This window comes from Aliamphritea ceti, assembly GCF_024347215.1.
GTDB classification, from domain to species: Bacteria; Pseudomonadota; Gammaproteobacteria; order Pseudomonadales; family Balneatricaceae; genus Amphritea; species Amphritea ceti.
The window spans coordinates 4359977-4375606 of sequence record NZ_AP025282.1 but is presented as its reverse complement, the minus strand read 5'-3'; the positions used below and the strand labels follow the sequence as shown (position 1 = coordinate 4375606).

Here is a 15630-nt window from a genome sequence, read left to right as displayed (position 1 = left end):
ACTCAGTAGCCCTTTTTTTATACCTCTATTGTATTAGCAGTGCCTGTGCAGATTTCTTCAGGCTTAGGTTGTCCTGTTCAGAAAGTGCTGCTTTCTGAGAAGGAATATAATCAGAGTCGGTCAGCATCTCAGGCAATAAAAAAGGGCTACTGGTAGCCCTTTTTAATGCCTCGCAAATTTATCCAGCCTGGACTGGTTTGTTCAGGCTGAGATCGTCCTGATCAACAGGTTGTACTGACTGCGAAGGTACATATTCAGAATCAGTCAGCATCGAACTGAGCAAACCGATAACCATCATAATCATCACGATTGAGAATGGCAGAGCAGCAGCGACTGACGCCGCCTGTAATGCTTTGAGTCCGCCAGCCAGTAGCAGTACAGCTGCAACAGCACCTACACCTAAACCCCAGATAACACGGAATTTATGTGGTGGGTTTTCACTGCCCATAGACAATAAGGTACAGATAACCAGCGTGCCTGAATCTGCCGAGGTAACGAACCAGGTCAGAATCATCAGGGTAGCCAGCGCGGCCATTGCCCAGGTTGCCCATTCAACATTTAATGCTTCCAGAGTCACATATAATGCTGTTGTCAGGTTGTCGTTAACCGCAGTAACAATACCGCCATCACCATATAATTCCATATGTAATGCAGTACCGCCGAAGAGTGTCAGCCACAAAAAGCTGACCATACAGGGTACCAGGATCACACCGAGTAGGAATTCACGTACGGTACGGCCGCGGGAAATGCGCGCAATGAACATACCAACGAAAGGTGCCCAGGAGATATACCAACCCCAGTAGAATACGGTCCACCAACCCTGCCACTGACTTTCTGGATTTGGATCTGTCCAGAAACCCATAGGTATCATGTTCGCCAGATAATCGCCGACGCTGGTTACATAAAAACCCAGTAAGAATACTGTTGGGCCTGCAAACAGGAAGAACAGGAACAAAACTGCAGTGAGTTTAATATTCAGCTCACTGAGTATCCGAATACCTTTAGCAACGCCGGAAACAGCAGAAAAAGTAGCTGCAACTGAAATGACCGCAATCAGAATGACTTGGTTAAGAACAGATATTTCCATTCCAAACAAGTAGTTAAGACCTGCGTTCATTTGTGAAACGCCCAGTCCCAATGAAGTTGCAACACCAAAAATGGTGGCAAACACGCCTAACAGATCAACGGCATGTCCTGTTGGTCCGTAGATTTTATCCCCAAGAATTGGATAAAGCGCCGAACGAATAGTGAGAGGCAGGCCTTTGCGGAAAGCGAAGTAAGCCATAGCCAGACCGGCGATGGCATAGATTGCCCAACCGTGGAATCCCCAGTGAAAGAAGGAAATACGCATAGCCACCTGAGCGGCTTCAGCAGTACCTGCTTCAATTCCGGCCATAGTGATATACGGATTACCCTGAAAGTGGAAAATAGGTTCTGCAATGCTCCAGAACAGCATCGCAATTCCCATACCTGCGCCAAATAGCATGGCGAACCAGGAGAAGAAACTGAAAGCGGGACGTTCGTCGTCTGCACCCAGTCGTAAGCTGCCCATCTTACCTGTGGTTAGCCAGATACTCAGGAAAAAGAACACACTGATTAGACTGACGTAATACCAGTTGAGTGTGGTTTGAATCCAGTTTTTGATGTCGGCGTAAACGCCACCGGCATAATCGACATTCATAATGGTAAACACCAGAAATGCCACAACCATGCCTTTTGCCAAAATCCCCATAGAAGGGTTAATGCCGGTAAATAGCCCCGACTCGGCAACACCTGTGTTGCTGTTTTTGTTGTTCATAATCTCTCCCGGTACGGGCGACTGATGCTATCAGAGACCTGCTACCGCTCTTTTATTGTTGTATTGAGATAAAGAGGATCATCCTGACACGCTGTTTTCAGCGTTCAGTTGTTTCCGGTTTCGCCAGCTATGACTGACCAGATGTAACACGCTAACAAGTACCGGGAAACACGCCCAATGCAAATTTCGCACGAGGCATGAGGTTATCTAATAACAGTTGAATAACGACTTTTTTTGTCCGAAGTAAGCAAGTGTGTGAATGCTGGATGCAGGCAGGTAAGTGTTAGAAAAATAGTTTTTATCTTGTTGAAATTTTAGAGTTTTTATTAGCTTTTAATACATGTTTTTTACACCCAGATTTACCGTGCTATTAGTCAGGCTCATGACCTGTGCATTATTTGAATTGGGCTCCTGCGTAACCTCCCTGATAGATTTTTAATCGCCAGCTAAGGCCTCCGGCAATAATGCCAGAGTGCCTGACCAGACCTTATGACGCGTTTGTAAATACGAGCAGTAATGTGATTACAGCGCCCCGATATAACGACAATAATGTTCGGAGAAAACAATCATGTCCCTGATTGCAACTGACCTGGCGAATGCCAGTCTGGAAGCCTTCAACGCACCGGGCGAGATAAAGCGCGGTCTGCCACCGGAAGCCTATACCAGTGAAGCCTTTTGGGCGGATGAAAAAGCCCGCTTGTTCCCGCAGAACTGGGTATTAGTTGGCTTTGCACATGAGATGGCAAACCCTGGCGACGCGATGCCTGTTAACGTCGGTGACAGCCCTGTTTTACTGGTGCGTAACCGTGAAAATCAGATTAATGCTTTCCATAACGTTTGCCGTCATCGCTGCCTGAAGCTGGTCGATGAGCCAATGAATGTGGGCCGTATGTTGAAGTGCCCATATCACGCCTGGGCATATGGTCTGGACGGTGAGTTACGGACTACGCCGTACTTTGGTGGTGATGATCCTAAGTCGATCCCGGAAGGCTTTGATCCGAAAGAACATGGTCTGACAGCCGTGAACTGTGAAGTTTGGTATGACTGGATATTCGTCAATATTAGCGGTGATGCACAGCCGTTCGAAGACTTCATTGCACCTGTAAAGAACCGCTTGCAGGGGATGGATTTCGATCAGGCAAAGCTGGTGGGTGTTATTGATCTTGGCGTTGTTAATACCAACTGGAAGTTCCTGATGGAGAACTTCATTGAGCCGTATCACGTGCAGTTTGTACATGCTTCCACGACTGACCAGCCATTAGTTGATCACTACATTGTTGATGACGGCCATTGCCAGGGCAGTGCAGTCGACCTTGATGATAACGAAGAAGGCGGCGATGGCAGCGGTAATACGTTAGCCGTGAGCTCCCGCTATTTAACCCTGTTCCCTAACTTTGTGTTTGGCCGTTATTTTCCGGACCAGATGGGCGTGCATCTGAATGTTCCTCTGGGGCCAGATAAAACGTTGCAGCGTCGGGCTATTTATATGACGGATGGCACCGAGCTAGATGCGGAAGCGACAGAAAAGTTAAAGCAACTTTGGGTTGATGTACACATTGAAGATCATGAAATGTGTATCCGTTTACAGGAAGGACGTAAATCTACGGTTGCTCAAACTGGCGGTGTGCTGTCACCCCACTGGGAGCGGAGTGTACGTAATTTTCAGGAGCAGATAGTCGCTGCACTGAGTGAATAAATAAGTCGGTCGGGGGCCAGAATCCCCGGCCATTCTATTGATACAGGTATCGAGCTGCCTGTGGTTTTTGAGTGGGGTGAATGATGTCTCAAGCCAATAAATTCCGTCTGGATCACACCATGATCCGGGTGCGGGATCTGGAAAAATCTCTGGATTTCTACTGCCGTATTTTAGGTATGGAAGTACTGCGTAATACCGAATACCCGAATGGCCGTTTTACCAATGTTTTTGTGGGGTTCGGTCCGGAGAACGTAACAACAACGCTGGAACTGACCTACAACTGGGATCAGAAAACTGATTACGACAAAGGCAATGCCTACGGTCATTTAGCGTTCAACGTGGATAACGTCGTAGAAGCGATGGCGTATCTGGAATCAGAAGGCGTCACCATTCGCAGCCCGGCTAAACCGATGAACCACGGCACCCGCATGCTGGGATTTGTCGAAGATCCAAACGGTTATGTGATTGAACTGAATGAACCGGTTAACCCCTGAGTTCTGTTGTTAAACCATGTTAAGCACCACAACTGAATCCAACCAATAAATTCAAAAAAGGATATTTGTTATGCCTACACCAACGTTATTTAAGTTTTCTGATATCGAGCACCGACTGGTTGAGTTAGAGCCAGGCGGAACCTATATCAAACCTTGGGTAAACACTAAAGTCAGCGAAAGCATGGCTGGTGGCGTTAACTTCCTGAACAACGTGTCTGTGCCATGGAATCTGGAAGTAGACGAAACCGTTTTTGTTAAAGAAGGTAACTTCCGCCTGATCGCTGATGGCGTTGCTTATCAGTGTGAGCCGGGTGATGTTCTGTACATGCCAAAAGGCATGGATGTGAAGTACGAATGTGACGAAAAGTGCGTAATTTTCTACGCCGTTTATCCGGTGGACTGGAAGCAGCAGCTGGGCATTACTGAAGTACCAGGCATCGACCCTGAAGACATGTAAGCACCAACCTGCCTGATTGACTGCGTAATAGCATTCGTCAGATAGGTTACGGGGAGCACCGGCTGTGCTCCCCGTCCTTAATAACACCACGAAGAAAAATGTCAGCTGGTGGCGAATTCGCTACGAATACCGGCTGCCCGGAGGTGAAGTATGACTTCTCAGCCAATAACGACCCGTATTACCGCTGTTGAGAACGTTGCCGAACAGATTTGTGCATATACCCTTGAAGCCACAGACGGCAGGGAATTACCTCCGTTCAGTGCCGGCGCTCATATTGATTTATTACTCGATAATGACCTGGTTCGCCAGTATTCGCTGTGCAGCTCCCCAGCAGAGAGTCAGCATTATCGGGTTGCTGTCTTACATGAGCCTGAAGGACGGGGTGGATCTGATTATATTCATAAGCAGCTGAAGCTGGGTGATGAGCTGGATATTCATGCACCGCGTAATCATTTTCAACTGGATATGGCCGGTGAAAATTATCTGTTGCTGGCGGGTGGGATTGGCATTACGCCGATCATGCTAATGGCATTACAACTGCAGCAGGCAGGCAAGCCTTTTAGATTACATTACCTGTGTCGCACCCCTGAGCAGGCTGCATTTCGGCAGTGGCTGGAAGATACATTCGGTACGTCGGTAGAGTTTCATTACAGCTATGGGGATGCGGCAAAGCGACTTGATTTATTTGGGTTATTCGCAGTCCAGACGCAAGCTACTCAGGTGTACACCTGTGGTTCTGAATCGTTGCTACAGGCCATTCTGAATGCGGCGGAAACGTTGCCATTAATTGATGTCAGTTTTGAGCGCTTCAGTGCAGCTCCCGTTGCGGAAGGTATGGTTAGGCAGGCATTTGAAATCGAGATTGCCAGTAGCGGTGAAAAACTACAAGTAAGCGGAGAGCAAAGCATTCTGGAAGTTCTGCAGGGTGCCGGACATCAAATTGAAACGATGTGCAAAGAAGGGTTGTGTGGCAGTTGTGAAGTGAACCTGCTGGCAGGTGAAGCTGATCACAGAGACAGTGTTCTTAACGATGCTGAGAAAGCTGAGCAGAGCGTGTTGATGGTTTGTTGCTCCCGGGCGATTTCTCCGAGCCTTAAATTAGATCTTTAAAATTAGAATAAAAAATTACCACGGAACCTGATCATGCTGAATGCCGAAATAGTGCAGTTACCCTGCCTGAAGGATAATTATTGTTTTTTGTTACACGATTTTGACAGCAATATCACCGCGGTGATTGATACACCTGATGCTAATGCTATAGAAGCGGCACTTGAGGCGCGGGGATGGCAACTGGACTATATCCTCACGACCCATCATCACTGGGATCATATAGATGGCCATGAAGCCTTAAAACAACGTTATAACTGTCAGGTGATTGGTCCGCGTCTGAATGAAAATGTGATTCCTGATATCGATCAGCGGGTCGAAGGTGGTGACGTCTTACAGCTGGGTGGTATTGATATTCAGGTAATCGCTACCCCAGGCCATACTCTGGGGCATGTGTGTTATTGGTCGCAGCAGCTTGAAGCTGTTTTTGTTGGTGATACTTTATTTTCGATGGGATGCGGCCGTTTATTCGAAGGTTCGCCAGCACAAATGTGGCAAAGCATTCAGTTATTACGTGATTTACCTGACACTACGGCTATCTATTGCGGCCATGAATATACTCAGAATAATGCTCTGTTTGCGCTTGCTCTGGAGCCTGACAATCAGCGATTGCTGATGCGTTGTGATGAAGTTGATATTTTACGGGCGAAGGGATTGCCGACACTGCCAACTAACGTTCAGCAGGAAATGCAGACCAATCCTTTTATGCGTGCAGATGTGGTTGGATTACAACAGGCATTAGGTATGTCTGGAGCGGACCCTGCAGCGGTGTTTGCTGAAATCCGGCTGCGCAAAGATCAGGCGTGAAGGAAGTCATCGCCAATGCTACGTCCTGAATCTGGCGGCCAGTACCGGTTAACATTTTTATTGTTGCCGGGTTACTCAATGGCTGCGCTGCAAGCTGCTATAGATCCGTTACGGTTGGCAAACCGGGTTCTTGGTCGGGAATGTTATCAGTGGCGCTTATTAGGTGCGTCGGCTGCACCGGTGCTCGCCAGTAACGGATTAACCTTGCCAAGTCAGGACTATCAGTATGAGGTGCCAGCGAACTTATTTGTTTGCGCTGGCCAGCAGCTTTGGCAGGAAAATTATCCAGTATTGGCCTGGTGGCTGCAGACACTTTACCGGCAACAAACCGTGTTTGCCGGTATTGGCGGTGGTAGCCATTTACTTGCACAGGCCCGCTTGCTGAACCGTGGGGTTGTGAGTATGCAGGGACCTGCAGCTCAGCAGTTTCAGCAGCTGTATCCACAAATAGAGGTGTCCGATAAACCTTATGTGTTGGCGGATCAGGGTAATGATTGTGTGAGCAGTGCCAGCGGTATTGCTCCCGGGCAGTTAATGCTGAGCTTTATCGATCGGCATTTCAATAGCATGGTGGCGGGTGCTGTTGCAGAAGCTATGATGTTACCCGGAAAATGGGAGCTTAACAGCGCTAAAACGTTACAAAGTGTCGCTGATCTACGCTTGCATCGGGCTGTAAACCTGATGCAGAAAAACCTTGAGAAACCACTTGTCAGTAGTGAGATTGCAGATCAGGTACATGTGTCAGTCAGGCATTTAGAACGGCTTTTTAAGCAGCATTGTGAGATGACTCCCAGTGCTTATTACATGAAACTGCGTTTGCAAGCGGCCCGTCGGTTGCTATATCAGTCGGGCGGTGACGTTGCCGTCATCGCTAGCCGCTGTGGCTTTAAATCCAGTGCTCACTTTTCCCGTACCTACAGCCGTCATTACGGTATTGGTCCCAGCCGGGACAGGCAGCAGAAATGAAACGGATTCGGTTAGTCATATAAGTTACTTGTTAGTCGGTAGTAGTTACCTCTGATGGTGCGTATAGATAATATTCCTCAAACAATTCAGCCAATTCTTTGTGAGCTGCGACTTCTGTTAGAAACTGATCGATGCTTTGTTCAAGGAAAATTTCTTCTTCAGGTTTTAGCTTCTGACTATTATCCAGGGTCCAGAGATTTTGCACTTCAGAAGAGGTCATTTCGTAATGATGCGATGAGATAACTTCGTCACCAATTATGACCAAGTACAGTACTCGATAAACCTTACTTGAAACTACCGGAATGATGCCTAACGTAGTGATTGAGAGCATGGCGGATGAAAAGCCGGCAGCATCCTGTTTACGTTGCGCTCTATTGAGTGCCAACACTTTAATAGGGGAGCCGACAGCTTTTTCATCCAGCCGGGTAAAAGCCTGATAACTTTCCAGTTTGTCTTTAATAGGTAGTGCTGTGATATTGGTTTCAAAGAAAACTGGCGGATATATATTCCCCTCATGCTGATACTTTTTAACTGTGGCGGGCTTATTTGTTCCATCAGAGAGAGCTGTCTGGCTAAGCCCCAGTGAAATGACTAAGGCTGCTATAAGTTTAATGCCGTTAGTTTTCATGTCAGTGTCCTTACTTGTAACAGAGTACGGGGATTGTATAAGCAACGGCTTGCTGTGAAGCTTTTTCAAATCCCTTCGCTGGTTTTTTACCTGAATACGTTATGTTGTTATTGTTCAGAAATTGAATGATATAACTGTTTGACAGCCCGAAGTTAATATTTTGGGTTGTAGCGCCAGCAGATTTTACTTTGTCTTCGTTGATAGTACTGGTAACGAGGCCTATGAGCTGGCCATTGTAATCAACAATTGGCCCACCACTACTTCCTGACTGAATAGGTGCTGAGTACTGAAAGGCACCAATTGCTCCTTTAAGTCCTCCCAGAGAGCTAATGTTGCCCAGGGTAAGATTGGCCTGAGCAGAAAGTACAGAGGATAACGGATAGCCTGTGGTGAATACTTGAGTGCCAAGAGTTACGTTTCCGTCAGTGCTGATCCGGGCATATGCTTCAGGTGCTTGGAAGTCATCATTGGTTATTTCCAGAAGTGCGGTATCCAGAATCCGGCTCTGTGCAGCAAGTTTAGTGTTATAGGTTTTGTCCTCATGTTTTATTTGGGTCAGCAGACAGCCGTTAATAACGTGGGAGGCTGTCAGTATCTGACCTGTTTTATTCATAAAGAATCCGGTTCCGGTACCTACAGGCTGAACACCGTCAAGTAATGAGAGGACGTTGTCAGTTGTTACTAGTGGAGCCGGTGCTGCGTTTTGAGTTTCTGCGAGGCGGACGCTGCCGGTGTGATTTAGAAAGCGGGTTGTAGCTTCTTTAATTGCCTGTGCAAAGGCGTTCATGAAGATGGTTTCATAGCCTCCACCGATACCTCCGGTACTGGAAGAACCCTCAGTCTGTGTTTCGTAGATAATATCACCGCTGCGATTAGTGACACTGGTTGATAGAGTGACTGTCGCAGTACCAAACATAGAGTCGAATTCTGGTTTACCTGAAAACCTGAAAAGATATTTGGGTTTGCCGCCAAGTTTTAAAGGTTCAGCTCTGGCAAATATTCCTGGTAATACTAGATCCAGTGCTTCTTTGAATTGCTGGCCGGTCGGAAATATCCAGCGGCCCCCACCTCCGGAGTTCAGCTGCATAATCCTGGTCAGTTCTTGTTCTTCAGCATAGTACGCTACTGGAATATTAACTGGCGTGGTTATTTTTTTATTGAGTTTGGCGACAGTTTTGATTTCCTGCACATTTTTTACTGGCACAGCATTACAGCCTGCCAGTATGAGAGCAGTCAGAGTAATAAGAAGAAAGCGCATAAGAGTCCTTTTTCGGAAGATACTGATTCCATTGGCCAAGAACTATCCCGAAAACGGTAAATCCGGTCAAGTAGCACTGTTATCGGATTGTCAGAATGAGTATGTTTTGTACCTCAGATGGCTTCTCTTGCTGGTTTACGCCCGGCAGCCAAAATAATTATTACGGCTATAAAAATAACCCCCGCACCGAGCAGTTCACGGTTGCTGACCTGTTCATTCAGCAGTAGCCAGGCGAGCAACATTGTGGTACCAATTTCCGCCATTGCTAACACTGATGTATCTGTAGCACGAGCGATCAGGCGGGTACCGGTGAGAAATAAGGCCAGGGACATAAGTGTACTGACTATGACTAATCCAAGTACTGCGCTGTAGCCTTGTAAACTGTCGGGAAATTCTGCCTGTCCGGCAAGTGCCGGTATAGTAAAGCAGATGAAGGCGCCGCTGGTGATCCATGTCAGTGAAGTCAAAGTATCCTGACGGGCCAAAAAGTGGTTGTTCAACATAATATAAGTGCCATAGAGCACACCCGCCAAAATGCCCAGTATCAGCCCGCCGAGCGGCAGTTCACTGTTGATATCAACGCTTATATATACGCCGCTTACTGCTAACAGTACGGCTGACAGTTTTAGCAGTGACATAGCCTCCAGGCGGAGGATTACCGAGAAAATAAATATATACAGGGGGAACAGGTAGAACAGTAGTGTAACCAGTCCAATTGACAACTGTTCTAACGCGGTGAAATAGCACATAGCGCCGCTGCCGACGAGTAAGCCTGTAGCCAGTACCGGAAATATACGAGTGGCGGTTTTATCTGGCTGACGCTTACGCCGCCGGAATACAAATAAATGTAGAATGCAGGCGGCTAATAAGAAGCGTAATAACATCAGCGCAATAGCATTAGCACCATCCGCATAAGCGAGCCGGGCAAAGATTGGCTGGAAGGCATAACATAAACCTGCAGCCAGAATCAGTAGTACGCCTTTGAAATAATTCTGATTCATGATCGTCCCTGCTCCTGAATACCTGTTTAGGACTTTAAAGTCTGTAACGGTAGGGGCAGTTCTTATTTCAGCCAAGCGCAAAAAACTCATATCTCATGAGTAAAAATAATGATCTGATGCGTAATGCTTACTGATGTCTGAAAGAATTTTTCTGATGTGGTGAACACCCCATGAGCTTTGCAGTCTAGCCGTTTATGTTAGGATGTCAGATTGAAAAATTGGATGGCTGTGATGGGATTTACTGATGCTTTTTAATGGCCTGGTTTACAGCAGTGTTAGCTGTTTTTTCTTATACATCACACAGCAGCTCCCGGATATTTTCGGCGAAGCATTTAACCGCCGTGCTAGGTTCTGCTTTGCCGTTGCGAAGCTCAATAACGACTGCATCCAGGCGGGGTAGTTGATATTCATCTTGCTGGATGATGCGCCAGTTGGGTTGAATCAGTGCCTGAGCGGTTGCTGCAATTGCCAGACCGCTGTCGATGGCTATTTTTACACCGGTGACGCCGCTGCATTCAAAGGCAATATAATAATCCTGTCTCGCGCTGCTCAGAGCATCCAGAATATTTTTCCTAAAGTTACAACCGTGTGGATAAAGTGCCAGTGGCAAGGCTGCATCTTGCGACAGAGTAAAATTTTGTTCAGCAACCCATACAAGCGGGTCACGGCGTAGTACTTCCCCCCCGGCATCTGTTTCGCGTTGGGTCACTAATGCCAGATCCAACTCACCATTTTCCAGCCCTTTGAATAAGTTGTGACTTATATCGTTGCGAATTTCCAGACGAATGCCCGGGTAGCGGTGAGCAAAGGCCTGCACAGCATCTTTCAGGATCAGACTGGCGTAGTCATCAGGGATTCCAAATCTAACAGTGCCGCGGACTTCTTCCGCATTCAGCACATTAATGGCTTCATTGCTGAGGCTGAGTAAGCGCCGGGCGTATTGCAGAAGTACTTCGCCATCCTGAGTCAGTTCTGCTTTGTGATAACCCCGTTCGATCAGTTTACAGCCAGTGAGTTCTTCAAGTTTTTTTAGCTGAATACTAATCGCTGCCTGGGTTTTGTTTAATCGCAGAGATGCCTGAGTAAGGCTATGACATTCCGCAATGGCTTTAAAAGTATTTAACAGGTTCAGATCGAGGTGACGCATAGCAGACTCAGTAATCAGGGCTGTAAGTATTAGGTAATGGTTAGCTGCTGCTTAGACTTAGGCTAACGAATTGCATAAATTATATTTAAACAATGCTTATTTCAATTTAAATATATTTATAGATAAGTGGGATTTATAGTGATGAGCAATTAAATTGAAAGGGTCTGAACCGCGTTGGCCGGTTTTAGATCAACTGTTGAGATAAAAGTATGCAAACAGGTTATGACTACATAATTGCCGGTGCCGGTTCTGCAGGCTGTGTGCTGGCACGCCGATTAGCCGACGCCGGACATCAGGTCCTGCTGCTTGAAGTAGGCAGTTCTGACAAATCCTGGATTCTACAAATGCCAGCAGGGCTGCGTTCAGCCTTTAAACCGACTTCAAAATATAACTGGTGGTTTCATACTGAGCCGCAAAAGCATTTGAATAATCGTGAAATACAGCAGCCACGTGGTCGGGTATTAGGCGGCTCTTCATCTATTAATGGCATGACATGGTTGCGGGGCCATCCACTGGATTATGATCGCTGGCAGCAGGAAGGTGCGGAAGGTTGGGACTGGGCGAGTTGCTTGCCTTATTTTAAAAAGATTGAAAACAGCACTGTTAACAGTGGTTATCGCGGTATAGATGGGCCTGTTGGGGTACAGCGTCAGGAGCAATTAAGCCCGTTAAATGCTGCTTTTCTTGAAGCCGGTCAGGAAGCTGGCTGGCCCCTGACAGATGATGTAAATGGCTATCAGCAGGAAGGTGTCTCCCGGTTTGAAATGAGCGTGAAGAATGGTGTACGTAATAGCACTGCTTTCGCCTATCTGCATAATATGCCGGCACAGAATAATCTTACGGTCTGGACCGGCTGTCAGATTTTGCAGATAAATTTGCAGGGCTCGATTGCCACCGGTTGTCAGGTGCAGCATAAGGGGCAGACGCTAGATGTTACTGCTGACAAAGAAACACTGCTATGTGCCGGGGTATTTGGTTCTCCTCAATTGCTGATGCTGTCCGGTATCGGGCCAGCTGAGCATCTGGCTGAGCATGATATTGACTGCAAAGTGGATCTGTCTGGGGTGGGTGAGAACCTGCAGGATCATCTCGAATGCCACATACAGATTGAAACTAAACAGCCGGTTTCATTGAACCGGGAATTACAGCCGCACCGAATGTTGTGGGCCGGTATGCAATGGTTTGGGGCTAAGGCAGGCGTCGCAGCAGTGAATCAGTGTCATGTAGGCGCTTTCCTGAACAGTTCACCGGAGACGGTTCATCCGGATATTCAGTTCCACTTCTTTCCGGTATTTTTTGATAAAGACTGGATACCTGTTCCGACGACTTATGGTTACCGAATTGGTGTTGGCCCGATGCGACCTACCAGCCGGGGCAATGTCCGCTTACGCAGTAATAAGGTGACCGATCCGTTGCGTATTGATCCTAATTACATGGCTACAGAAGAAGACTGGCGTGTTATGCGTGAGGCCATGAATCTGGGGCTGGAAGCCGCCCGGCAACCGGCGTTCAAACCTTATCATTATCGTGAAGATACTCCGGGTATCCACATTCGTGAAGGTAAGGCGATGGATGAGTTTATCCGTGATGATGCTGCCAGTGCGTACCATCCATGTGGTACTTGCAAGATGGGGGCTGCAGACGATGCTATGGCTGTTGTTGATAGCCAGTTGCGAGTTAGAGGGGTGGAAAATCTGCGGGTAATTGATGCCTCAGTTATCCCTTCAGTACCGAGCGCAAACATTAACGCCGCAACGATTATGCTGGCCGAAAAAGCCAGTGATATGTTGTTGGAAAAACCTATGTTAACTGCCCAGCATCTGGACTTTTTTAGCCGTCAGGACGCCGCAGATAAAACTATAAATCCAAAAGCGACTCAAGCAGGAGTGTCGAATGTCTGAGAACATGATTGAAGTACATAATATCAGCGCCGAAGAACAGGCTGCCTGTCAGTGCTGGGATCTGTGGGAAAGTGGTGATGTTAGTGAGTTTGCTTATGACTATGATCAGGATGTGCAGTTTATTGTTCAGCAGGGGGAGGCTGTTATTCACACTCAGTTTGGCGACAGTGTCGCTATTGCACCGGGTAACCGGGTCATTATCCGGGCGGGTGTATCCGGTCGCTGGGATATAGCTGCACCAATCGTTAACCGTTATGCATATCTGTAAAAGTTGAATTTAAAGTACAGTAATAAAAAGTACTGTATTAAAAATGTCGTTATAAAAATAGCCCTTTATAGAGCTTATAAAGGGCTTATACGATATGAACAGCGTCGGGCGCCGTCGAGAATATAGTCTTCACGGCTAACCTTAGCCTGATCAGCAAACAGTGACTGAAACAGTTGTAGTTCTGAACGACAAAAATTCTGACAATTCTGTGCTGCCGCACAAATCGGGCAGTGGTTTTCAATGAACCAGTAGCCGGATTCGTCTTCCTGCCATTCCGCCATATACCCTTCACTGTTACGCAGTTGCGTCAGCGTTTCGAGTTTCTGATGAATTTCCGGACGGCCCTGCATTGCCGCATGATATTGCTGATCCAGCTGTTGCTCGCGCTGGCTGATCAGTTGTTTCAGGCCGGTATCGCCAAATACGCTTTGAATTGAGTCCAGCATCGTTATGACAAGTTCGCCGTGACTGTCTGGAAATTGTTGCCAGGCTTCTGGCGTCAGTTGCCAGTAGCGAGACGGCCGGCCGCGACCACTGGAGATATCCTGCCAGTTCACCAGTTGACGTTCTTCTAATGCCTGCAGGTGCTGACGTGCCCCCATCGAGGTGATTTTCAGATATTTCCCGAGTGCTGCCGCGGTTTGCGGGCCCTTGGTTTTGAGTATGTAAAGAATACGATCGCTGCTGTCATTCATAAAATCAATTATGCGGGATTGATTTATTTAATCAATAAAAAGCTTTACTTAATGAGTTGCTGATTTCAAAATAAATAAAGTATTTAGTTTATTTAATAATATGTGGCAAATATTAAGGAGTGGCTCATGCGTTATTCCCCCTCATTACAGTGGGCGATATGCCTGACGGTTTTGTTGTCTGTGGCTGGTTTTAGTATGCCGGCACCGGTCCTGACGCCGTTATTTTTAGATACGGAGAAAGATCTGTTCACAGCACTGACCGGTCTGGATCAGGTTGCCAGGGTTTGGTGGCTGGGGGCGGTCATTTTGCTCTATCCAGTCGGACAGCTGTTTGGTGCCCCGGTGTTTGGCCGTTATTCCGATAAAGTTGGCCGTAAGCAAGTGTTGTTACTGACATTGACGGGTGTCGCAATTGGTTATCTGGGCATGATTGTGGCGATTAATACCGGTGATTTATGGTTGCTGGTGCTGAGTCGCCTGGGAGCAGGTTTCTTTAACAGTAATGTTGCCATAGCTCAGGCCATCGCCGCAGATATCAGTACCCCGGAGACCAAGCCAAAATTGTTTTCCAGGATTAACATGGCACTGAACCTGGGGTGGATTGTTGGCCCTCTGACAGGCGGTTATGCCGCGTATGCCTGGAACGATTACAGCCTGCCGTTTATCTTCGGCATGATGCTGGTACTGGTAAATTTAGTAATGGTTGCGGTCTGGTTACCGGGTATTAAGCCTAATGCGGCAGAGCAACAAGCGGCCAGCGTTCGGCAGCAGGAGAGTTCCCGTTGGGCATTGTTAATGGATTCTAAGTTGGCGCCGCTGTTCATGCTGACTCTGTTTAGTTACATGGCGATCAGTATGTACTTCTCGTACTTTAATGTTTACACCATCGATGTGTTTAGTTTTGGGCCACGGGAGATTGCCTGGAGCGCTGTATGTATCAGTATTCCGATGATGTTTGGCAGTTGGTTAGGTGCACGTTTAAAGGCCCGAATGAAGACTTCGGTACTGGGGATGATCGGGCATGGTCTGATGGCTGGTGGAATGCTCAGTCTGCCACTGATGACTACATTGGAAGGCTTCGCGGTGACGCTTCTGTTTACCGGTGTGGGTATGACCATCAGTGAACTGGCAACCTCTCTGGTGGTATCTAACGAAGTGAGTGGTGCACGCCAGGGTGAGGCTATGGGGATGTACCGCTCGGTAAGTATGGGAAGTGAGTTGGGGGCTGTCGCGCTGGGGTCAGTACTGATTATGCTGGGGATTCACTGGGTATTTGTTGTCGCTGGGTGTTTTTCCGGGCTTGTTGTCTATGGCTTCTGGTTACGTAAACGGTCAGTAGCTAAAGCTAAGTTGGTGCTTGCCTGATCTCTGCCGATTTTACAAAAAGTTATATCAAGGTTGGCCGTA

Annotated in this window: 15 protein-coding genes; 9 read left to right on the top strand and 6 right to left on the bottom strand. The window is 47.4% G+C overall.

The window, feature by feature from the left end; translation table 11 throughout:
* Positions 1-178: 178 nt before the first annotated feature.
* Positions 179-1798, bottom strand: a complete 1620-nt coding sequence (locus tag OCU49_RS19835; protein ID WP_261842278.1) for a BCCT family transporter — start codon at positions 1796-1798, stop codon at positions 179-181.
* A gap of 568 nt (positions 1799-2366) precedes the next feature.
* On the opposite strand from OCU49_RS19835, the gene OCU49_RS19830 reads away from it, so the two are divergent.
* The 6 genes from OCU49_RS19830 (at position 2367) to OCU49_RS19805 (ending at position 7325) form a co-directional block, all read left to right on the top strand.
* The gene (locus OCU49_RS19830; RefSeq protein WP_261842277.1) at positions 2367-3494 is read left to right on the top strand and encodes an aromatic ring-hydroxylating oxygenase subunit alpha; all 1128 of its coding nucleotides are present in this window, start codon (positions 2367-2369) and stop codon (positions 3492-3494) included.
* 83 nt (positions 3495-3577) lie between these two features.
* Positions 3578-3988 (top strand): lactoylglutathione lyase, encoded by a 411-nt coding sequence (gene gloA / locus OCU49_RS19825; RefSeq protein WP_261842276.1) that lies wholly within the window; start codon positions 3578-3580, stop codon positions 3986-3988.
* A 70-nt stretch (positions 3989-4058) separates the two neighbouring features.
* Positions 4059-4445 carry a EutQ-related cupin domain-containing protein gene (locus tag OCU49_RS19820; RefSeq protein WP_261842275.1) on the top strand — a complete coding sequence of 129 codons (387 nt, stop codon included), beginning with the start codon at positions 4059-4061 and terminating at the stop codon, positions 4443-4445.
* 150 nt (positions 4446-4595) lie between these two features.
* The gene (locus OCU49_RS19815) at positions 4596-5555 is read left to right on the top strand and encodes a PDR/VanB family oxidoreductase (RefSeq protein WP_261842274.1); all 960 of its coding nucleotides are present in this window, start codon (positions 4596-4598) and stop codon (positions 5553-5555) included.
* Between the two features lie 33 nt (positions 5556-5588).
* Complete coding sequence (gene gloB / locus OCU49_RS19810; RefSeq protein WP_261842273.1) at positions 5589-6359, top strand: hydroxyacylglutathione hydrolase; 771 nt, start codon at positions 5589-5591, stop codon at positions 6357-6359.
* Positions 6360-6374: 15 nt separating this feature from the next.
* Complete coding sequence (locus OCU49_RS19805; protein WP_261842272.1) at positions 6375-7325, top strand: GlxA family transcriptional regulator; 951 nt, start codon at positions 6375-6377, stop codon at positions 7323-7325.
* A 31-nt stretch (positions 7326-7356) separates the two neighbouring features.
* On the opposite strand, the gene OCU49_RS19800 is transcribed toward OCU49_RS19805, so the two are convergent.
* The 4 genes from OCU49_RS19800 to OCU49_RS19785 form a co-directional block, all read right to left on the bottom strand.
* Positions 7357-7953 carry a hypothetical protein gene (locus tag OCU49_RS19800; RefSeq protein ID WP_261842271.1) on the bottom strand — a complete coding sequence of 199 codons (597 nt, stop codon included), beginning with the start codon at positions 7951-7953 and terminating at the stop codon, positions 7357-7359.
* 10 nt (positions 7954-7963) lie between these two features.
* The gene (locus OCU49_RS19795; RefSeq protein ID WP_261842270.1) at positions 7964-9211 is read right to left on the bottom strand and encodes a S1 family peptidase; all 1248 of its coding nucleotides are present in this window, start codon (positions 9209-9211) and stop codon (positions 7964-7966) included.
* A gap of 113 nt (positions 9212-9324) precedes the next feature.
* Entirely contained in the window at positions 9325-10212 is an 888-nt protein-coding gene (locus tag OCU49_RS19790; RefSeq protein ID WP_261842269.1) for a DMT family transporter, read from the bottom strand.
* A 289-nt stretch (positions 10213-10501) separates the two neighbouring features.
* Positions 10502-11359 (bottom strand): LysR family transcriptional regulator, encoded by an 858-nt coding sequence (locus tag OCU49_RS19785; RefSeq protein ID WP_261842268.1) that lies wholly within the window; start codon positions 11357-11359, stop codon positions 10502-10504.
* A 209-nt stretch (positions 11360-11568) separates the two neighbouring features.
* On the opposite strand from OCU49_RS19785, the gene OCU49_RS19780 reads away from it, so the two are divergent.
* Together OCU49_RS19780 and OCU49_RS19775 are read left to right on the top strand one after the other, a co-directional pair.
* A complete protein-coding gene (locus tag OCU49_RS19780; RefSeq protein ID WP_261842267.1) occupies positions 11569-13260 on the top strand; it encodes a choline dehydrogenase in 1692 nt (563 codons plus the stop codon).
* Positions 13253-13528, top strand: a complete 276-nt coding sequence (locus OCU49_RS19775) for a cupin domain-containing protein (protein WP_261842266.1) — start codon at positions 13253-13255, stop codon at positions 13526-13528. Before OCU49_RS19780 ends, OCU49_RS19775 begins: the two co-directional genes overlap by 8 nt.
* A 74-nt stretch (positions 13529-13602) precedes the next feature.
* Here OCU49_RS19775 and OCU49_RS19770 read toward each other — a convergent pair whose 3' ends face one another.
* Positions 13603-14223: a helix-turn-helix transcriptional regulator gene (locus OCU49_RS19770; protein ID WP_261842265.1), complete on the bottom strand. Its 621-nt coding sequence runs from the start codon at positions 14221-14223 to the stop codon at positions 13603-13605.
* Between the two features lie 126 nt (positions 14224-14349).
* On the opposite strand from OCU49_RS19770, the gene OCU49_RS19765 reads away from it, so the two are divergent.
* Complete coding sequence (locus tag OCU49_RS19765; RefSeq protein WP_261842264.1) at positions 14350-15588, top strand: MFS transporter; 1239 nt, start codon at positions 14350-14352, stop codon at positions 15586-15588.
* The last annotated feature ends 42 nt before the right edge of the window (positions 15589-15630 follow it).

Coding starts and splice junctions, on each gene's coding strand:
- OCU49_RS19800 (WP_261842271.1), bottom strand. CDS start 7,953: ATGAAAACTAACGGCATTAAACTTATAGCAGCCTTAGTCATTTCACTG.
- OCU49_RS19820 (WP_261842275.1), top strand. CDS start 4,059: ATGCCTACACCAACGTTATTTAAGTTTTCTGATATCGAGCACCGACTG.
- OCU49_RS19780 (WP_261842267.1), top strand. CDS start 11,569: ATGCAAACAGGTTATGACTACATAATTGCCGGTGCCGGTTCTGCAGGC.
- OCU49_RS19775 (WP_261842266.1), top strand. CDS start 13,253: ATGTCTGAGAACATGATTGAAGTACATAATATCAGCGCCGAAGAACAG.
- OCU49_RS19785 (WP_261842268.1), bottom strand. CDS start 11,359: ATGCGTCACCTCGATCTGAACCTGTTAAATACTTTTAAAGCCATTGCG.
- OCU49_RS19835 (WP_261842278.1), bottom strand. CDS start 1,798: ATGAACAACAAAAACAGCAACACAGGTGTTGCCGAGTCGGGGCTATTT.
- OCU49_RS19795 (WP_261842270.1), bottom strand. CDS start 9,211: ATGCGCTTTCTTCTTATTACTCTGACTGCTCTCATACTGGCAGGCTGT.
- OCU49_RS19805 (WP_261842272.1), top strand. CDS start 6,375: ATGCTACGTCCTGAATCTGGCGGCCAGTACCGGTTAACATTTTTATTG.
- gloB (WP_261842273.1), top strand. CDS start 5,589: ATGCTGAATGCCGAAATAGTGCAGTTACCCTGCCTGAAGGATAATTAT.
- OCU49_RS19765 (WP_261842264.1), top strand. CDS start 14,350: ATGCGTTATTCCCCCTCATTACAGTGGGCGATATGCCTGACGGTTTTG.
- OCU49_RS19770 (WP_261842265.1), bottom strand. CDS start 14,223: ATGAATGACAGCAGCGATCGTATTCTTTACATACTCAAAACCAAGGGC.
- OCU49_RS19815 (WP_261842274.1), top strand. CDS start 4,596: ATGACTTCTCAGCCAATAACGACCCGTATTACCGCTGTTGAGAACGTT.
- OCU49_RS19790 (WP_261842269.1), bottom strand. CDS start 10,212: ATGAATCAGAATTATTTCAAAGGCGTACTACTGATTCTGGCTGCAGGT.
- gloA (WP_261842276.1), top strand. CDS start 3,578: ATGTCTCAAGCCAATAAATTCCGTCTGGATCACACCATGATCCGGGTG.
- OCU49_RS19830 (WP_261842277.1), top strand. CDS start 2,367: ATGTCCCTGATTGCAACTGACCTGGCGAATGCCAGTCTGGAAGCCTTC.